We start from the raw sequence: 14,727 nt of genomic DNA, 5'->3' as shown, positions 1-14,727 counted from the left end.
ACAGGCAATTTCCGTGAGGTCGATCGCAACCTGTGGTATCAGAACAAAATATACGGCCGGCTACAAAAAGCCGGCCGCTACCGGGCAGAAAACCCGGGTGAGCGCTTACTTGACCTTGATCGCGCTCTTCACGCTGGCCACGCCGTCGACACCCTTGGCGACCTTGACCGCCTTGTCGGCTTCGGCCTTCGAATTCACGAAGCCGCTCAGCATCACGACGCCCTTCTCGGTCTCGACGTGGATGCCCAGCGATTCCAGGTCCGGCTCCTTGATCAGGCCGGCCTTCACCTTGGTGGTGATGGCGGTGTCCGAGGCGGCGACGCGGGTGGTGGAAGCGGCGTCGCGGGTCTTGTCGCCGGCGCGGTCGGCGGCGTTCTCGCTGCGGTTGGCGATCTCGCCCGCGTTCTCCTTCACGGCTGAGGGCTTGGTCTGCACCAGGCAGCCGGTCTTGCCGTCGCCGCCCATCTGGGCGCATTTGTCGACGGCGGCGGCGGACCTGGCCTGCTCGCGGCTGTCGCCGCCCGAGGCGGTGGCGCCGGCCGCGCTGGCGCCGGTGGCGGTGCTGCCGGCCTTGGCGTCCGCCACTGCGGCGGTGTGCACCGACTTGGCGTTGTTCATGCAGTCGTCCTTGTCGGCGCCGCTCCTGGCGCCGCACCTGGCCTTGGCCAGGTCATATTCGGCGTCGGCCAGGTTGGTGCGTGCCTTTTCACGGCCCCTGGGCGTATTGTTGTACTGGGACAGGGCATTCGCTTCGGTGCGGGTGCGGGTCAGCCTCGCTTCGGCCATGCACACATCCTTGTCGTTGCCGCTCATGCTGTCGCACTTCGCGGTCGCCGCCTTGTACTCGGCCATGGCTTTCTGGGTCACGGCACGGTAGCTGGCGGGATCGTGGTTCAGTGCGAAGGTGGGTGCGGCAAACGCGGCGCCGGCGGCCGTCGCGAGCAGGGTCGCAATCAGCGTTTTCATGTCGGTGGTCCCTTGTATCGATGATTATTGATACCGGTGATTTAACGCCCCCGGCGGACCGGACATCTGTGCGTGAACGTACACTTGTCGAAGAAATAATAAATGACCTGTTCGTCGTTTATCACTCGTCGCTGAGCAGGCCTTCTTTCCAGAGGGTGGCCGCATCTTCGAAGGGCTTCGCGGCTGTCCCGAAACCCTTGCCGTCGGTGGCCAGCTTCACCCATACCCGGGTATCGTGGCCGCTGCGCGCCACCGGCTGCACGGCGCGTACCTGGGACAGCCAATCGTGCACGCGGGCATAGTCGGCGGGGTGGCTGCGACGGGTCCAGGCCAGCGCCACCAGGTCGGCATAGCCTTCCTCGCGGCGCATTTCACGCATCGCCTTCGATTCCGCCAGCAGCGAAGGATCGGCCGCGGTTTCTTCGCCGACCTCGACGAAGCCGGCCGGCAGCGCATGCCAGGCGCCCTGGGCATAGCGCCAGCAGTGCGCGATCTCGTGCGCCGCCATCGCCTCGATCAGCTCGCCCTGCGCTTCCGGCGCCACGCCGGCCAGCTGCTTCTCGGCATCCGGATTGCCGCGCAGCGACACCACCAGCTTGCAGCGTCCCTCGGCAAAGCCCATCGCCAGCGGCACGTCGTTCGGGCCGGCCTTGGGCTGGACCACGATATCGATCGGCAGCTGGACGCTGCGCGCGTACTCGAGGACGGGATAGGCGGAAGAAATCCAGCGCTGTTCGAGCGCGGTGAGGTCGGCCGCATTGGCGCTGCTTGCAGCCTGGGAGGCCGCGCACAGGGCGGCGGCGAGCAGGAAGGACTTGAACATGAGAGGGATTCCCCGCGGGATAGATGACATGCCTATAGGCAATTCTATCCTTTGGGGAAGCCCTCGTTGGACTATTTTTTACTGGATGTTTATAATTGCAAACTTACCAGAAGTACAAAAATCCGCCGTCGTTCCTGCGCGCATCTGTCGGTCCCGCCTGCGCCGGGAACGACGGCTACTTGCGAACGAGCTTATTTGCCGGTCAGCTTCGCAGCCGTCGTAAACGCCGGGCGAATATCATTCGGCACCGCCTTCATCTTGTCGAGCGCCTTCTGCACGTCCGGGCGGATCACCACGTACTGCTTCATCAGCGCCTGGGCGCGGGCGTAGTCCCCTAGGGCTTCGATGGTCAGGAATTCTCGGTCGAGGTCGGCCACGGCCTGCTTGATCTTGCTGAAGTCGACCGAGAAAGTACCGTCGCCGTGCGAGACGAAGCCGCCCTTGTCGAGCAGGTAGTTGACCTGGATCGCCATGCCGCGCGCGTGCGAATCGGTCAGGCCGAAGTGCAGCGTGCGGAAGGCCGATGCCAGGAAGGTGTTGTACAGCTTACGTTCGGCGGCAGCGCCCTGTCCCAGCGAGGATTTCAGCTGGCCCTTGTCCATCATGTAGCTCAGCGCCCACAGGCCGGTGATGTCGGCCTTGGCTTCCTCGATGGTCGAGTAGGTGTCCTTCAGGTCCTGGCGCGGGGTCGAGGGCTTGCCGTTCTGGGTGGTCGCGTGCGGGCCCAGGCCGTGCATGATCTCGTGCGCCAGGATGTGGGTGAAGAAGGAATCGAAGTCGAGGTCCTTCTGGTCGCTTGGCCTCAGCACCAGTTTCGTGATCGGCTTGAGGGTGGCGTCGAACTTCGCTTCCTGCACGTTCTTCAGCATCACGCGCTTGGAGCCGCGCTGGCTGATGATGCGCTCGTCGTTCGGCAGGTTGTAGGCGGCGGTCTGCACGCCCATATTGCCGTCGCCGGCGCCATAGACCTGGTTCACGACCACCATCGGGGCGATCGCGCCGACCTTCGGATTGCGGTACTTCGGATCCAGCGGGAGGTTGTTCTCCAGCTCCTGCATGTGCTTGCCGAAGAAGTTCAGCTTCTCGGTTTCCTTCGCGTCGCGCACGTTCACATAGGCTTCGAAGGCGGCCTTGTAGCCGAACAGTTCGTCGTTATAGGTCTCGTAGGGGCCGATGGTGACGTCGACCGGCGAATCCAGGTCCATCCAGGCAAAGTCGGAGGCCAGGTAGTCGTTCGACAGGAAGGCCTCGGCGCGCAGGTTCAGGAATTTCTTCAGCGAGGCGTTGTCGGTGGCGTTCGCGGCGTCCTTCAGCAATTTGGACAGCTGCTGCAGCTCGGTCGCGTATTCGTCCGAGTACTTGACGATGGTGTAGCGCTGCTTGCCCTTGCCGTCCTTGGTATTCCGGATGGTCGTGAAGAACCACTGCGCCTGCTCCTTGTCCTGCGGCGACAGGCTGTTCATCCAGGCTTCGAGGTCCTGCTTGCTGGCGCCTTCCGGATAGAAGTTCGCGCCCGCCGGCTTCTCGGCCGGGATGTTAATGCCGGCATACTCGGCCGGCATGAAGGAATGGTTGCCGTCGATGATGGACCACGGTCCCTTGTTCAGCCAGAAGTAGTCGCGGCGCGCCTTGCCCAGCGGCGTCTTGTCCTTCTGCAGCGCGGCCCACAGCGCCTCGTTGCCGGACCAGCGCTGGCGCAGCTGCAGGGTGTCGACGATCTTCGCCGCTTCGACCAGCTTTTCGATGGCGACCAGGTCACCCTTCGACAGCTTGCTGGTGTCGGCGTTCAGGTCGACCGGGGCAAAGCGTTTCTCCATCGCGGTCAGCTGGGCGACCGTGGCCGGCGCGGGGGCATCAAGGGCCAGGGCCGGGATGGACATTGCGCCGGCAGCCAGCAGGGCGGCGACCAGTGGGCTGAACAGATTCTTCATGGCGTCTCTCGCGTAGTTGTAATGCGGGCGATTGTAATCCAACTATCGCCGCGTTTACCTTACCGTTATTGCCGCTACCCGACGCGCTACTCGATGTCCGGCAGCTTCAGGCGCTTGAGGTGGAAGTCGTACTCGTACAGTTCGCCGTAGCGGCCCCACTCCACCGCGATATTCAGGGTGCGGCGGGCGCGGTTTTCCTTCATGCCCTCTTCCAGCAGTTCGATGAAGGGTTCTTCGGACAGCGTGCCGCCGGCGCTCTCGGCCAGCGCGGCGCGGATCTTCGCCGCCAGCGGCACGTTCTCCAGCACCTGGCGGCCGAAGATCTCCTGGCGCTCGGCCTGTTCGGCGCCGGCGTAGCGGCGGCCCAGGTGGGTCAGCATGATGTCGCCGCTTTCGACCTGGGCCAGGCCCAGCATCGCCAGCGCCTCGAAGGTCGGGAACAGCTCCTCGTCGGACAGCTCGGCTTCCTCGGCCAGGTGCGGCAGGTCGGCGCGGCCGTCGAAGGGCGGCTCGGCCACCAGTTCCAGCACCGCCTCGATGCGGCTGACGTCGGTGTCCGGCAGGCCGAAATCCGGATGGCGGGCCGGCATCCCGACCGCGACCGCCGGCGCCGGGCGGCGCATCGTCATCAGGCCATACACCTCGTCGATCAGGGCGCGCACGCGCGGGCTGTCGGCAACCCGCGGACGCGGCTGGTCGATCCGGACTTCGCTGACGATGCGGCCCGGATCGCTGGACAGGATGATGATGCGGTCGGCCATCATCACCGCTTCCTCGATGTTGTGGGACACGACCACGATGCCGCGGGTCGGGATCTGCTTGCTCTCCCACAGCTGCAGGATGTCGTCGCGCAGGGTCTCGCCGGTCAGCACGTCGAGGGCGGAAAAGGCTTCGTCCATCAGCAGCACGTCCGGGTTCGTGACCAGGGCGCGCGCGATGCCGACGCGCTGGCGCATGCCGCCCGACAGCTCGCGCGGCAGCGCGCCGCCGAAGCCGGCCAGGCCGATCAGCTCGAGCACGGCGTCGGCGCGGCGTTCGCGTTCGTCCGGCGATACGCCCTGCGCCTCCAGGCCCAGCTCGACGTTCTGCTGCACGGTCAGCCACGGGAACAGGGCAAAGGACTGGAACACCATCGCCACACCCGGCGCCGGGCCGGCGATCGGCTGGCCGCGGTAGCTGGCGTTGCCGCCGTCGGACGGCACCAGGCCGGCCATGATGCGCAGCAGGGTCGATTTGCCGGAGCCGGACTTGCCGAGCAGCGCGACGATTTCTCCCTGGCGCAGCGTGAAGTCGACGCCGTCCAGGATGCGCCGCGGCACGCCGTCGGCGCCGCTGAAGGATTTGCCCACCGAGGCCAGATGGATCAGGATATCTTGCGTCATTTCGTTTCCTTCGAAGTCCGCGGCTCAGCCACGATTGTCGGCGAGGAGGTACAGCTTGCGCCAGAAGAAGCGGTTCAGCAGCATCACGAAGATGCACATGATGCCGATGCCGAGCGCGATGCGCGGGAAGTCGCCGGCGTCCGTCATCTGCTTGATGTAGCTGCCCAGGCCCTGCGCCGCCAGCGTGGTCTTGCCCCAGGTGACGTATTCGGCCACGATGCTGGCGTTCCAGGAGCCGCCGCTGGCCGTGATCGCGCCGGTCAGGTAGGCCGGGAACACCGCCGGCAGGTAGACCCGTTTCCACTTCAGCCAGCCGCGCAGGCCCAGGTTGTCGGCCGCCAGCCGCAGCTCGGTCGGGATGGTCGAGGCCCCCGCCACCACGTTGAACAGGATGTACCACTGAGTGCCGAACACCATCAGGGGGCTGAGCCAGATATCCGGGTTCAGCTTGAAACTCACCATCAGGAACACCACCAGCGGGAACAGCAGGTTGACCGGGAAGGCCGCCAGGAACTGGGCCACGGCCTGTACGCGCTGTGAATAGCGCGGGCTCAGGCCGATCCACACCGCCACCGGGACCCAGAACAGCGAGGCCAGCGCGATCAACAGCATCACCCGCAACAGGGTCGCCAGGCCGAGCAGGACCACGTGGCCGGCTTCGCCCCAGCCGACTTCCGCGTGCACGTACACGGCCAGCTTGAGCGTGGCGGCCAGCACGGCCACCGGCAGCAGCACGTCCCACAGGCGCGGCAGGATGCGCTGCCAGGTCGCCGGCTTTTGCGGGGCCGGCGCGGTGGCGGCGGTGCCGAACCAGCCCAGGGTGATGCGCATGGTCGCCCAGAAGCGCTGCGCCAGACGGCTGACCCAGAGGCTGCGGCGGCCCCAGTCGAGCAGCCAGGAACGCTGCGCGGTCTCGCCCTGCGACTCCTCGAAGCGGAACTTGTCGGCCCAGGCCAGAAGCGGGCGGAAGAACAGCTGGTCGTACAACACGATGCCGGCCAGCATGGCCAGGATCGCCCACGCCACCGCCTTGCCGTTTTCCTGCTCGATGGCGACGGCGATGAAGGCGCCGATGCCCGGCAGCTTGATGTCCTGGCCGGCCACCGAGATCGCTTCCGCGGCGACCAGGAAGAACCAGCCGCCCGACATCGACATCATCATGTTCCACAGCAGCGCCGGCGTCGCGTAGGGAAGCTCGAGGCGCCAGAAGCGCTGCCAGCCGGACAGGCAGAACACGCGCGCCGCCTCGTTCAGTTCGTCGGGCACGGTGCGCATCGACTGGTACAGGCTGAACGCCATGTTCCAGGCCTGCGAGGTGAAGATCGCGAAGATGGCCGCGCATTCCACGCCCAGCAGGCTGCCCGGGAACAGCGCGATGAAGGGCGCGATCGCGATCGCCTGGAAGCCCAGGATCGGCACCGACTGCAGGATGTCGAGCAGCGGGATCAGCGCTTTTTCGGCAGCGCGATACTTGGCGGCGACGGCCGCGAACACGAAGCTGAACACCAGCGAGCAGCCGAGCGCGATGAACATGCGCAGGATGGTGCGCAGCAGGTAGTAAGGCAGCGCCGCGGGGTCCAGCGAGATGGGGGTCGCCTGGCCGACTACGAAAGGACGCGCCATCTGCATGGCGCCGTAGGCGCAGGCGGCCAGCACCGCCAGCACCAGCGGCAGCAGGAGCCAATCCCAGCGATTGAAGCCGCGTCCGCCGCGGTCGACCGCCGGCCGGCGGTCATTGAAGAACTCGAACATCCACGTTCCTTGCACGCAGAGTGAAGCCGTCGTTGATATGCGCGCCGGCGGCGGACCGCAGTGCGGCCCGGCCACCGGTGACCAGTGTGCGTGTTGCTGGAATATGAATGTTCCGGTACGGCCGGAACAGAAAAGATACCATCATCCTGGCAGGATGACGGCAGGAGACGGGAAAGCCTGCGTTATCTTGCCGAGAACGTGCCAGAAATGATCTGGCGACAACTATCGCTCGAACAAGTGCCCATGAATGGACCCAAAAAATGAAAACAGAGCGAGTGTAATTGCCCGCTCTACAGGGCGTCAACCACGATCGTGATTCCCGGCGCAGGGCGCGCCGCCCATGTGTTTATTTGCCGACAAGAACCGGTCCGCTGTACTTCATCAAGAGGCCCTTCGGCCCCACCGCCCAGCCGGTCGTCGGGCTGGCGAAACCGACCGTGTTCATCGGCGTCTTGTCCAGCACGGTCCAGCTCTTTCCGGCGTCGCGCGAGAAGCCGGAGCCGGCCAGGCCGGCGGCAACCAGGGTGCGCGGTGCGCCCGGCACCGGCACCACCACCGACATGTAGCCGGCCGGCTGCACCTGGACCGGACTCCAGCTCGCGCCGCCATCTTCCGTGCGCGCGCCGTTGATGCCGGCCATTTGCGTCTCCTTGTAATCGCCGCCGGCGGCAAAGCCTACTTTCGGGTCCAGGAAGGCGACAGAGAACACGCCACGGGCCGCCGCCCCGGCCGGGATCGGCGTCGCTTGCGCGCGCCAGGTCTTGCCGCGATCAAGCGAATGGAACACGCGCGAATTGGCCGAACCGCCGGTGGCGATCCACGCATCGTTGGTGCCGGCCACCGTCAGGCAGGTGCCGCTGGCGGCGAAGGCGCCCTCGTTCGGCATCGCCTCCAGTCCCTCGGTCTCGACGAGCTGCCAGGACGCGCCGCCGTCGCCGGTGGTGTAGACCTGGAAGCTGCCCTTGACCGGATCGCCGAACAGGATGCCGTGGTCCTTGTCCCAGAACGCCATCGCGTCCCAGAAGCCGTCCGCCACCTGGTTGGTCGTCATCAGGCGCCAGCTGGCGCCGCCGTCTTCGGTCCGGTAGATGCGCGAAGCCGCGCCGGGGCCGGCGCCCATCACCACGGCGGTCTTCGCATCGAAGGCCTGGATGTCGCGGAAGTCGATCTTGTCGGCCTCCGGCACCTGCATCGCCTGCCAGTGTTCGCCGTCGACGGTGCGCAACACGGTGCCCTTGGCGCCGCTGGCCCAGGCGACCTTGGCATCGACGACGGACAGGCCGCGCAGTTCGGCGCTGGTGCCGCTGGGGGTGGCTTGCCAGGACTGGGCGGAGGCGGCGCTGGAGGCCAGCAGTGCGGCGATCAGGAGGGAGCGTGGGTGCATGGAGTCCGGCGTGTCGTATTAATGATGAGTGCCGATATTACACCGCCGCCCGCGCCAGGGGCGAGTTTGCGATAATGGCCGCCTTATCCGGAATTTGAAGCGAAAACCATGAATACCCTCACCTACGAAGCCTTCCTCGACGAAGTCACGACCCTGCTCACCGAAATCTACGACATGGAGGACGAAGCCGCCATCAAGCTGGTGATGCAGGCGCAGGACGCCGAATACTTCGTCGCCCACGACGACAAGCCGGAACTGCGCACGCTGGAGCAGGCGAAGAAGGAAGCGGTGGCCTTGTACACGGCACGCCAGAACCGGGTGGAGACGCAGCAGAAGCAGCAGCGCGCCCAGCACCAGCGCGGGAGCGGCAAGAAGCGCTAGGTCCCGTCAGGTCCAGAGATTGATCAGGTTGCCGTCGCTGTCGCGGAAGGACCCGATGACGATCATGATGAAATCGACGAAGGCCCAGATGCCGAGGCCACCGAAGGTCAGCAGCTGCAGGATGCCGGTGCCGACCTTGCCCACATAGAAGCGGTGCACGCCGAGGAAGCCGATGAAGAAGCACAGGATGGCCGCCGGCAGGATGCGCTTTTGCGAGGCGCTGAAGCCATGGCCCTGCTGGGGCGCGCCGCAGCCCGGGCAGGCTTGTGCGCTGAAGTGCATGTTCGAGCCGCAGGCGCGGCAATAAATCATCTGCGAATTGACGGCGGTGTTCATCGATCGGGTTCCCCATATGGAATTATTATCGATCGAGCATAGCATGCAGGGCCTGCGCGGAAGATCACCAAAAATCACGTCATTTCTGCGCTCTCCGGCCGGCATGCGGGCCGGCCGGAGCGCAGCTTAATTGCCGGCCTTGGCGATGGTCGCCACCGGCTCCCCCTGCCTCCAGCCGCCACCCAGCGCACGCGCCACCGACACCGCCGCCAGCAGGCGCTGGGTACGGATCTGGGCCGCGGCGCGGTCCGCCGCCAGCGCACTGCGCTGGGCATCGGTAACGTCCAGGTAGGTCGAGACGCCGCGGTCGTAGCGCGCCTGGGCCACCTGCAGCGCGCGGGCTGCCGCCTGCTGCGCCTGGACCTGCACCTCGCCCTGCTGCTGGCGTTCCTGCACGTCGGACAGCGCATCTTCCACTTCGCGCAATGCGCTCAGCAGGCGTCCCTCGTGGTTGGCGACCGCCTCGTCGTAACGGGCCTGGGCCAGCTTCAGGTTGGCGCGGTTGCGGCCGGCGTCGAACACCGGCAGCGACAACGCCAGCGGACCGAAGGAAAACTGGCGCGCGCTGCCCTGGGCCAGGTTGCGCAGGCTTTCCGAGGCATAGCCGTAGTTGCCGGTCAAGGACAGCGCCGGATAGAAGGCGCCTTCGGCCACGCCGATCTGGGCGTTGAAGGCCTTCAGGGCGGCCACGCTCGATGCCAGGTCGGGACGCTGGCCCAACAGGCTGGCCGGCAGGCCGACCGGGATGCTCGGCGGCTGGGGCAAAAGCTTATCCTGCAGGGCGGTGCCCTGGTTGCTCGCCACCAGCGGCTCGCTCGGCGAAGCACCCACCAGCACCGACAGCGCATGCTCCAGCGTGTTGCGCTGGCGCTGGGCTTCGTGCAGGTCGGCCTCGGCGTTGGCGCGTTCGATGCGGGTGCGCGAGACGTCCAGTTCGTTCGACAGGCCGGCGTTGAAGCGCGCCTCGATCAGTTCCTGGGATTCGCGGCGGGTCGCCAGCGCGCTGCGCAGGATCGCCAGCTCGGCGTCCAGGCCGCGCAGCTGCCAGTAGGTGGTTGCGACCTGGCCCGACAGCATCAGCAACACGCCGTCGCGGTCGTCCTGGGCCGCCAGGGCCTGGGCATCGGCCGCTTCGACCACGCGGCGCACGCGGCCCCACAGGTCCAGCTCCCACGAGAAGCCGGCACCTAGCGAGTAGTTGTTACCTTCGATCGAGCGGTGGCCCAGCGCCAGGCCCTGCGAGGTCTCGGCCGAGGTGCGCGAGTTCGAGATACCGGCCTGCACGTTCACCGACGGCAGCTGGCCGGCGCGCACCACGCCCAGCTGGGCCTGTGCCTGCACCAGGCGCTGCGCGGCGGCGCGCACGTTCGGGTTATCGTGCAGCGCGCGCTGCTCGAGGGTGTCCAGGGTCTGGTCGCCGAACACGGTCCACCAGTCGGCCGGCAGGCGCGCGGCGTCCTGCTGCTGGCCGGCCTGCGCGTGGCGGTATGCCGGGCTCGCGATGTCCTGCGGGGCCTTGAAGTCGGGACCGACGGTGCCGCAGGCGGCGAGGAGCGCGGCGACGGCCGCGGCGACAGCGGTGTGGATGACAGGCTTGAACATAGTATTTTTCATTGAGAGTTATCCGTCCCGTCGCCCCCGCGAAGGCGGGGCCCCAAGTTTCCATGGTTCGCCACGAACTTGGATCCCCGCCTTCGCGGGGACGACGTCTAATCATTAATGGCCGCCGCTCCCAGCCCCGCCAGGCGACTTGACCTTGTCCGCAAACCACAGCGGCACGATCGCCGCGATCAGGATCACGCCGACGAGGAAGAAGCCGTCGTTGTAGGCCATCACGTAAGCCTCGCGGCGCACGATGCGGTCGATCGCCGCGATCGCCTGGTTGGCCGCGGTGGCCGGGTCGATGCCTTGCGAAACGAAGAACTGGGTCAGCTGGTCCAGGCGGGCCTGGGTGGCGGACGCGAACAGCGACACCGATTCGCCGATGCGCGCCGAGTGGAAGTGCTCGCGGTTGGTCAGCGAGGTCGCCAGCAGCGCGATACCCACCGAGCCGCCCAGGTTGCGGGTCATGTTGAACAGGCTCGAGGCCGACGGCATGTCCTTCGGCGCGATGCCGTTCATCGCGAAGTTCGACAGGGTCAGCATCACGAAGGGCTGGCCGATCGCGCGAATGACCTGGGTGACCATCAGCTGGTCGTAGCCGGTGCTGGCGTCCATGAAGGCGTTCATCAGGCAGGAGATGCCGAACAGGCCCAGGCCGAACATGCACATGATGCGGTTGTCGATCTTCTGCGACAGGCGCGCCACGAAGGGCATCACGAACAGCTGCGGCAGGCCCATCCAGGCGATGACCTCGCCGATCTGCATCGGCGAATAGCCGGCGATCTGGCCCAGGTACAGCGGCAGCAGGTAAGACGAGCCGTACAGGCCCATGCCGATCACCGCCGACAGGATGGTCGCCACCATGAAGTTGCGCTGGCCGTACAGGCGCAGGTTGACGAAGGGGTCGGCGCGCCAGAAGCCGATCACCACCCAGCCCAGGATGCCGATCAGCGCCAGCGCGGCGAAGGTGATGATGAAGCTCGACTCGAACCAGTCCTTCGAATTGCCCTCTTCCAGGAAGATGGTCAGGCTGGCCAGGCCGACCGCCATGAAGGCGATGCCCAGCCAGTCGGCCTTGGCCAGCATCTTCAGGTTCAGCGGCTCCTTGTCCAGGCCCCAGTACATGCCGGCGATCAGCAGCACGCCCGGCACCCAGTTGATGTAGAAGATCGAGGGCCAGCCGTACAGCTCCGTCAGGTAGCCGCCCAGGGTCGGGCCCATGGCCGGGGCCAGGGTCGCGGTCAGGCCGAACATCGCCATGCCGACCGCGCGCTTGGCGGGAGGCAGGCGGGTCATCACCAGGGTCATCGCCATCGGGATCAGGGCGCCGCCTGTGAAGCCCTGCAGCATGCGGAACACGATCATGCTCTGCAGGTTCCAGGCCGCGCCGCACAGGGTCGAGAAGGCCAGGAACAGCGCCGTGGTCAGCATCAGGTAGCGGCGCTGGCCGAAGGCGCGCACGAACAGCGCGGTCATCGGGATCACCACGATCTCGGCGCACAGGTAGGCGGTCGAGATCCACGAGCCCTCCTCCTGGGTGGCCGACAGCGTACCGAGGATGTCGCGCAGCGAGGAGTTGGTGATCTGGATGTCGAGCACCGCCATGAAGGCGCCGAGCAGGCCGGCGGCCACCGCGATCCAGGTGCGGGCGTCGACGTGCGTGCCGTTGGCCGGCATGCTCATCGTCTGGGTGGAACTCGTCATGACGATCCCTTTACTGGGCCGACGCGGTGCGGGCCGGCTGCTGCGCGCCTTGTGCCGGCTTTTGGCGCAGGTCGATCTCGACCACCGTCGACATGCCGGGCACCAGGCGGCCGGCGTACTTCTTCAGGTCTTCCGGCTTGAAGGTGATCTTGACCGGCACGCGCTGGACGATCTTGGTGAAGTTACCGGTCGCGTTATCGGCCGGCAGCAGCGCGAACTGGTTGCCCGAGGCCGGCGAGAAGCTGTCCACGCGGCCGACCAGTTCCTTGTCCTTCAGGGCGTCGACTTCGATCCTGACTTCCTGGCCCGGCACCAGGCCCGGCAGCTGGGTTTCCTTGAAGTTGGCGGTGACCCAGACGTCGTCCTGGACGATGGCGGCCAGCTGCTGGCCCGGCTGGATGCGGGCGCCGACTTCGACGCTGCGCTTGCCGATGCGGCCGCTGACCGGCGCCACGATCTGGTTGTAGCCGAGCTGCTGGCGGGCGTCCTTGAGCTGGGCCTGCAGCACCTTGACCTGGGCCTTCAGCACGTCGCGCGCCGAGCCGGCGGCGGCGATCTGGGCCTTGGCGGCATTGGCGTTGTCGCGGCGTGCGTTGACGTCGGCGGTGGCGCCAGCGCGGGCCGCGGTGGCGGCGTCGACCTCGGCCTTCGAGACGGCCTTCATGTTGGTGTTGTACAGCTGGCCGTAGCGTTCGGCGTCCTGTCTGGCGCGCACCAGGTTGGCCTGGGCCTGCACCACCTGGGCGCCGGCGGCCGAGGCCTGGGCCCTGGCCTGCTCGACGGCGGCGTCGGCCTGCACGATCTGCTGCTGCACGCTGGCGATCTGGGCCTGGATCTGCTCGACCTTCACGCCCTGGTCGGCCGGGTCCAGCTCGGCCAGCACGTCGCCGGCCTTGACCAGCTGGTTGTCGTCGAACAGGACCTTGGTGACGACGCCAGGGATGCGTGCCGAGACCGGATGCACGTGGCCGGTGATGTAGGCGTTTTCGGTTTCGACGAAGTTGCTGCTGCGGTACCACATGCGGCCGCCGGCGATGAGCGCGGCCAGGGCGATCACGCCGACCACCATCAGCACGCGCTTCGGCGGTCCCTTGCTGCCGTTGGCGGCGGCCGGCGCTGCCGGCGGAACGGCGGCGGACGGTTTCTGCTGGACCGTGGTTTGCGAATCTGCCATGAATACGACTCCGAAGAAAAAATGAAATGGGTTCATCGCATTATTCGACAAAGAATTGGCGAAGTCAAGAAATGAAACGGTTGCATTTCATTTTTTTCTGGGCTAGAGTGTCGTCATGGACAAACCCGTAAACGACTGCAAGGCCGCCGGCCGGCCCAAGGCCGCCGAGGTCGAAGCACGCACGCAGGAGCTGCTGCAGATTGCCGGCGGTCTCTTCCTCAAGAACGGCTATACCAAGACCAGCCTGGAATCGATCGCCCGCGCCGCCCACGTGGCGGTGCGCACCATCTACGTGAAATTCGGCGGCAAGGCCGGCCTGCTGCACGCGGTGCTGGCGGCCAAGCGCGACCGTTTCTTCCGCAGCCAGCCGATGCAGACGGACACCCGTCCGCTGAAGGAAATCGTGGACGATTTCGCGCGCCAGATGTATGGACTGCTCATCTCGCAGGAAGCGGTGGACATGCAGCGCATCGTGATGGCGGAAGCGCCGACCAATCCCGAACTGGCGGAAGCCTTCTGGAACGGCGGTCCGCGCCAGACCCGCGAGATGCTGGGCCGTTTCTTCGCCCGTCCGGACATCCGCGCCCAGCTGCACCCCGACATCGACATCGACCTGCTGCCCGGCCACCTGATGGGCTGCATCGCCGGCGACCAGCTGTGCCGTTTCGTGTTCCCGCCCGAAAAACAGCCTCTGGACCAGGCGCTCCGCGAACTCGACCGCCGCCTCGCGCTGTTCTACCGCGCCGTGCTGGCCCGGCCCTGAGCTCCCCTGCCCCTGGCCGGCCGAGTCAGTGTGCGGCATCGCACGGACCGCCTCGACCCGGTTCGGGCATCCTGAAAGTCTTAAGAAGGAGGATGTCATGAACACGATAAGTACAAAGACGGCAGTTCGCCGCAAGGGGGTAGCATGAGCAAGGCGTCACGTTACGAATGGCGAGACCAGCAGGCTGCGGTGCAGGAGCGCATGAAGGGCTTCCTTGCGAATCCGGGCAAGGAACAACTCGAGGCCGTCGTTGCCGAGATGCGTGCCTACGCCGACGCGGCCCAGTCGGGCCACATCGAGATTCCGCAACACTGGACCAGTTACAACTGAGCTGAAACACGCTACCGACACGCCGTCCAGTTCGCTGGGCGGCATTTTTTTTGGCGCTGTTCGCGCCAAGTGTGGAATCTTTTCTGCAAGCCTGCGGTCCAATGTCGACCTGAACCGTTGACGGAGGCCCCATGCAAGCACGGCAGTTCGAACAGTTCCTGCAACGCCTGTCCTCTCTAACGCGGCGCCAGCGCGACCG

General features: G+C 66.2%; 13 protein-coding genes. 3 read left to right on the top strand and 10 right to left on the bottom strand.

All coding sequences use genetic code 11. The annotated features are described in order from the left end of the window. Window positions 1-105: 105 nt before the first annotated feature. The 6 genes from AB4Z32_RS25320 to AB4Z32_RS25295 form a co-directional block, all read right to left on the bottom strand. Window positions 106-966 carry a BON domain-containing protein gene (locus AB4Z32_RS25320; RefSeq protein ID WP_442124626.1) on the bottom strand — a complete coding sequence of 287 codons (861 nt, stop codon included), beginning with the start codon at window positions 964-966 and terminating at the stop codon, window positions 106-108. A gap of 121 nt (window positions 967-1,087) precedes the next feature. After that, the gene (locus tag AB4Z32_RS25315) at window positions 1,088-1,789 is read right to left on the bottom strand and encodes a hypothetical protein (protein ID WP_442124625.1); all 702 of its coding nucleotides are present in this window, start codon (window positions 1,787-1,789) and stop codon (window positions 1,088-1,090) included. A 191-nt stretch (window positions 1,790-1,980) separates the two neighbouring features. Then, window positions 1,981-3,720 (bottom strand): dipeptidyl-peptidase 3 family protein, encoded by a 1,740-nt coding sequence (locus tag AB4Z32_RS25310; protein WP_442124624.1) that lies wholly within the window; start codon window positions 3,718-3,720, stop codon window positions 1,981-1,983. Between the two features lie 86 nt (window positions 3,721-3,806). Then, window positions 3,807-5,102 (bottom strand): ABC transporter ATP-binding protein, encoded by a 1,296-nt coding sequence (locus AB4Z32_RS25305; protein WP_442124623.1) that lies wholly within the window; start codon window positions 5,100-5,102, stop codon window positions 3,807-3,809. 24 nt (window positions 5,103-5,126) lie between these two features. Further along, window positions 5,127-6,854, bottom strand: coding sequence for an ABC transporter permease (locus AB4Z32_RS25300; protein ID WP_442124622.1), 1,728 nt, complete (start codon window positions 6,852-6,854; stop codon window positions 5,127-5,129). 346 nt (window positions 6,855-7,200) lie between these two features. Further along, entirely contained in the window at window positions 7,201-8,238 is a 1,038-nt protein-coding gene (locus AB4Z32_RS25295) for a WD40/YVTN/BNR-like repeat-containing protein (protein ID WP_442124621.1), read from the bottom strand. Window positions 8,239-8,346: 108 nt separating this feature from the next. Between AB4Z32_RS25295 and AB4Z32_RS25290 the strand changes: the two genes are divergently transcribed. Continuing rightward, entirely contained in the window at window positions 8,347-8,619 is a 273-nt protein-coding gene (locus tag AB4Z32_RS25290) for a hypothetical protein (protein WP_442124620.1), read from the top strand. Between the two features lie 6 nt (window positions 8,620-8,625). On the opposite strand, the gene AB4Z32_RS25285 is transcribed toward AB4Z32_RS25290, so the two are convergent. The 4 genes from AB4Z32_RS25285 to AB4Z32_RS25270 all read right to left on the bottom strand — a co-directional run bounded on the left by AB4Z32_RS25285 (window position 8,626) and on the right by AB4Z32_RS25270 (window position 13,435). Continuing rightward, window positions 8,626-8,955, bottom strand: coding sequence for a TM2 domain-containing protein (locus AB4Z32_RS25285; protein WP_442124619.1), 330 nt, complete (start codon window positions 8,953-8,955; stop codon window positions 8,626-8,628). 126 nt (window positions 8,956-9,081) lie between these two features. Beyond that, window positions 9,082-10,569 carry an efflux transporter outer membrane subunit gene (locus tag AB4Z32_RS25280; RefSeq protein ID WP_442124618.1) on the bottom strand — a complete coding sequence of 496 codons (1,488 nt, stop codon included), beginning with the start codon at window positions 10,567-10,569 and terminating at the stop codon, window positions 9,082-9,084. Window positions 10,570-10,671: 102 nt separating this feature from the next. Next, the gene (locus AB4Z32_RS25275) at window positions 10,672-12,261 is read right to left on the bottom strand and encodes a DHA2 family efflux MFS transporter permease subunit (RefSeq protein WP_442124617.1); all 1,590 of its coding nucleotides are present in this window, start codon (window positions 12,259-12,261) and stop codon (window positions 10,672-10,674) included. A 10-nt stretch (window positions 12,262-12,271) separates the two neighbouring features. Next, window positions 12,272-13,435 carry an HlyD family secretion protein gene (locus AB4Z32_RS25270; RefSeq protein WP_442124616.1) on the bottom strand — a complete coding sequence of 388 codons (1,164 nt, stop codon included), beginning with the start codon at window positions 13,433-13,435 and terminating at the stop codon, window positions 12,272-12,274. Between the two features lie 115 nt (window positions 13,436-13,550). Here AB4Z32_RS25270 and AB4Z32_RS25265 point away from each other — a divergent pair, with 115 nt between their 5' ends. After that, entirely contained in the window at window positions 13,551-14,198 is a 648-nt protein-coding gene (locus AB4Z32_RS25265; protein WP_442124615.1) for a TetR/AcrR family transcriptional regulator, read from the top strand. Window positions 14,199-14,342: 144 nt separating this feature from the next. Next, window positions 14,343-14,528, top strand: a complete 186-nt coding sequence (locus AB4Z32_RS25260; RefSeq protein WP_442124614.1) for a hypothetical protein — start codon at window positions 14,343-14,345, stop codon at window positions 14,526-14,528. Window positions 14,529-14,727 lie beyond the last annotated feature (199 nt).

Origin of the sequence: Massilia sp. 2TAF26 (assembly GCF_052115005.1) — a bacterium.
Taxonomy (GTDB): Bacteria; Pseudomonadota; Gammaproteobacteria; order Burkholderiales; family Burkholderiaceae_D; genus Telluria.
This window is presented reverse-complemented; position numbering and strand designations above follow the sequence as displayed.

Excerpts from the sequence above, each read along its gene's own strand:
- AB4Z32_RS25320 (WP_442124626.1), bottom strand. The coding sequence starts at position 966 with ATGAAAACGCTGATTGCGACCCTGCTCGCGACGGCCGCCGGCGCCGCG.
- AB4Z32_RS25315 (WP_442124625.1), bottom strand. The coding sequence starts at position 1,789 with ATGTTCAAGTCCTTCCTGCTCGCCGCCGCCCTGTGCGCGGCCTCCCAG.
- AB4Z32_RS25310 (WP_442124624.1), bottom strand. The coding sequence starts at position 3,720 with ATGAAGAATCTGTTCAGCCCACTGGTCGCCGCCCTGCTGGCTGCCGGC.
- AB4Z32_RS25305 (WP_442124623.1), bottom strand. The coding sequence starts at position 5,102 with ATGACGCAAGATATCCTGATCCATCTGGCCTCGGTGGGCAAATCCTTC.
- AB4Z32_RS25300 (WP_442124622.1), bottom strand. The coding sequence starts at position 6,854 with ATGTTCGAGTTCTTCAATGACCGCCGGCCGGCGGTCGACCGCGGCGGA.
- AB4Z32_RS25295 (WP_442124621.1), bottom strand. The coding sequence starts at position 8,238 with ATGCACCCACGCTCCCTCCTGATCGCCGCACTGCTGGCCTCCAGCGCC.
- AB4Z32_RS25290 (WP_442124620.1), top strand. The coding sequence starts at position 8,347 with ATGAATACCCTCACCTACGAAGCCTTCCTCGACGAAGTCACGACCCTG.
- AB4Z32_RS25285 (WP_442124619.1), bottom strand. The coding sequence starts at position 8,955 with ATGAACACCGCCGTCAATTCGCAGATGATTTATTGCCGCGCCTGCGGC.
- AB4Z32_RS25280 (WP_442124618.1), bottom strand. The coding sequence starts at position 10,569 with ATGAAAAATACTATGTTCAAGCCTGTCATCCACACCGCTGTCGCCGCG.
- AB4Z32_RS25275 (WP_442124617.1), bottom strand. The coding sequence starts at position 12,261 with ATGACGAGTTCCACCCAGACGATGAGCATGCCGGCCAACGGCACGCAC.
- AB4Z32_RS25270 (WP_442124616.1), bottom strand. The coding sequence starts at position 13,435 with ATGGCAGATTCGCAAACCACGGTCCAGCAGAAACCGTCCGCCGCCGTT.
- AB4Z32_RS25265 (WP_442124615.1), top strand. The coding sequence starts at position 13,551 with ATGGACAAACCCGTAAACGACTGCAAGGCCGCCGGCCGGCCCAAGGCC.
- AB4Z32_RS25260 (WP_442124614.1), top strand. The coding sequence starts at position 14,343 with ATGAGCAAGGCGTCACGTTACGAATGGCGAGACCAGCAGGCTGCGGTG.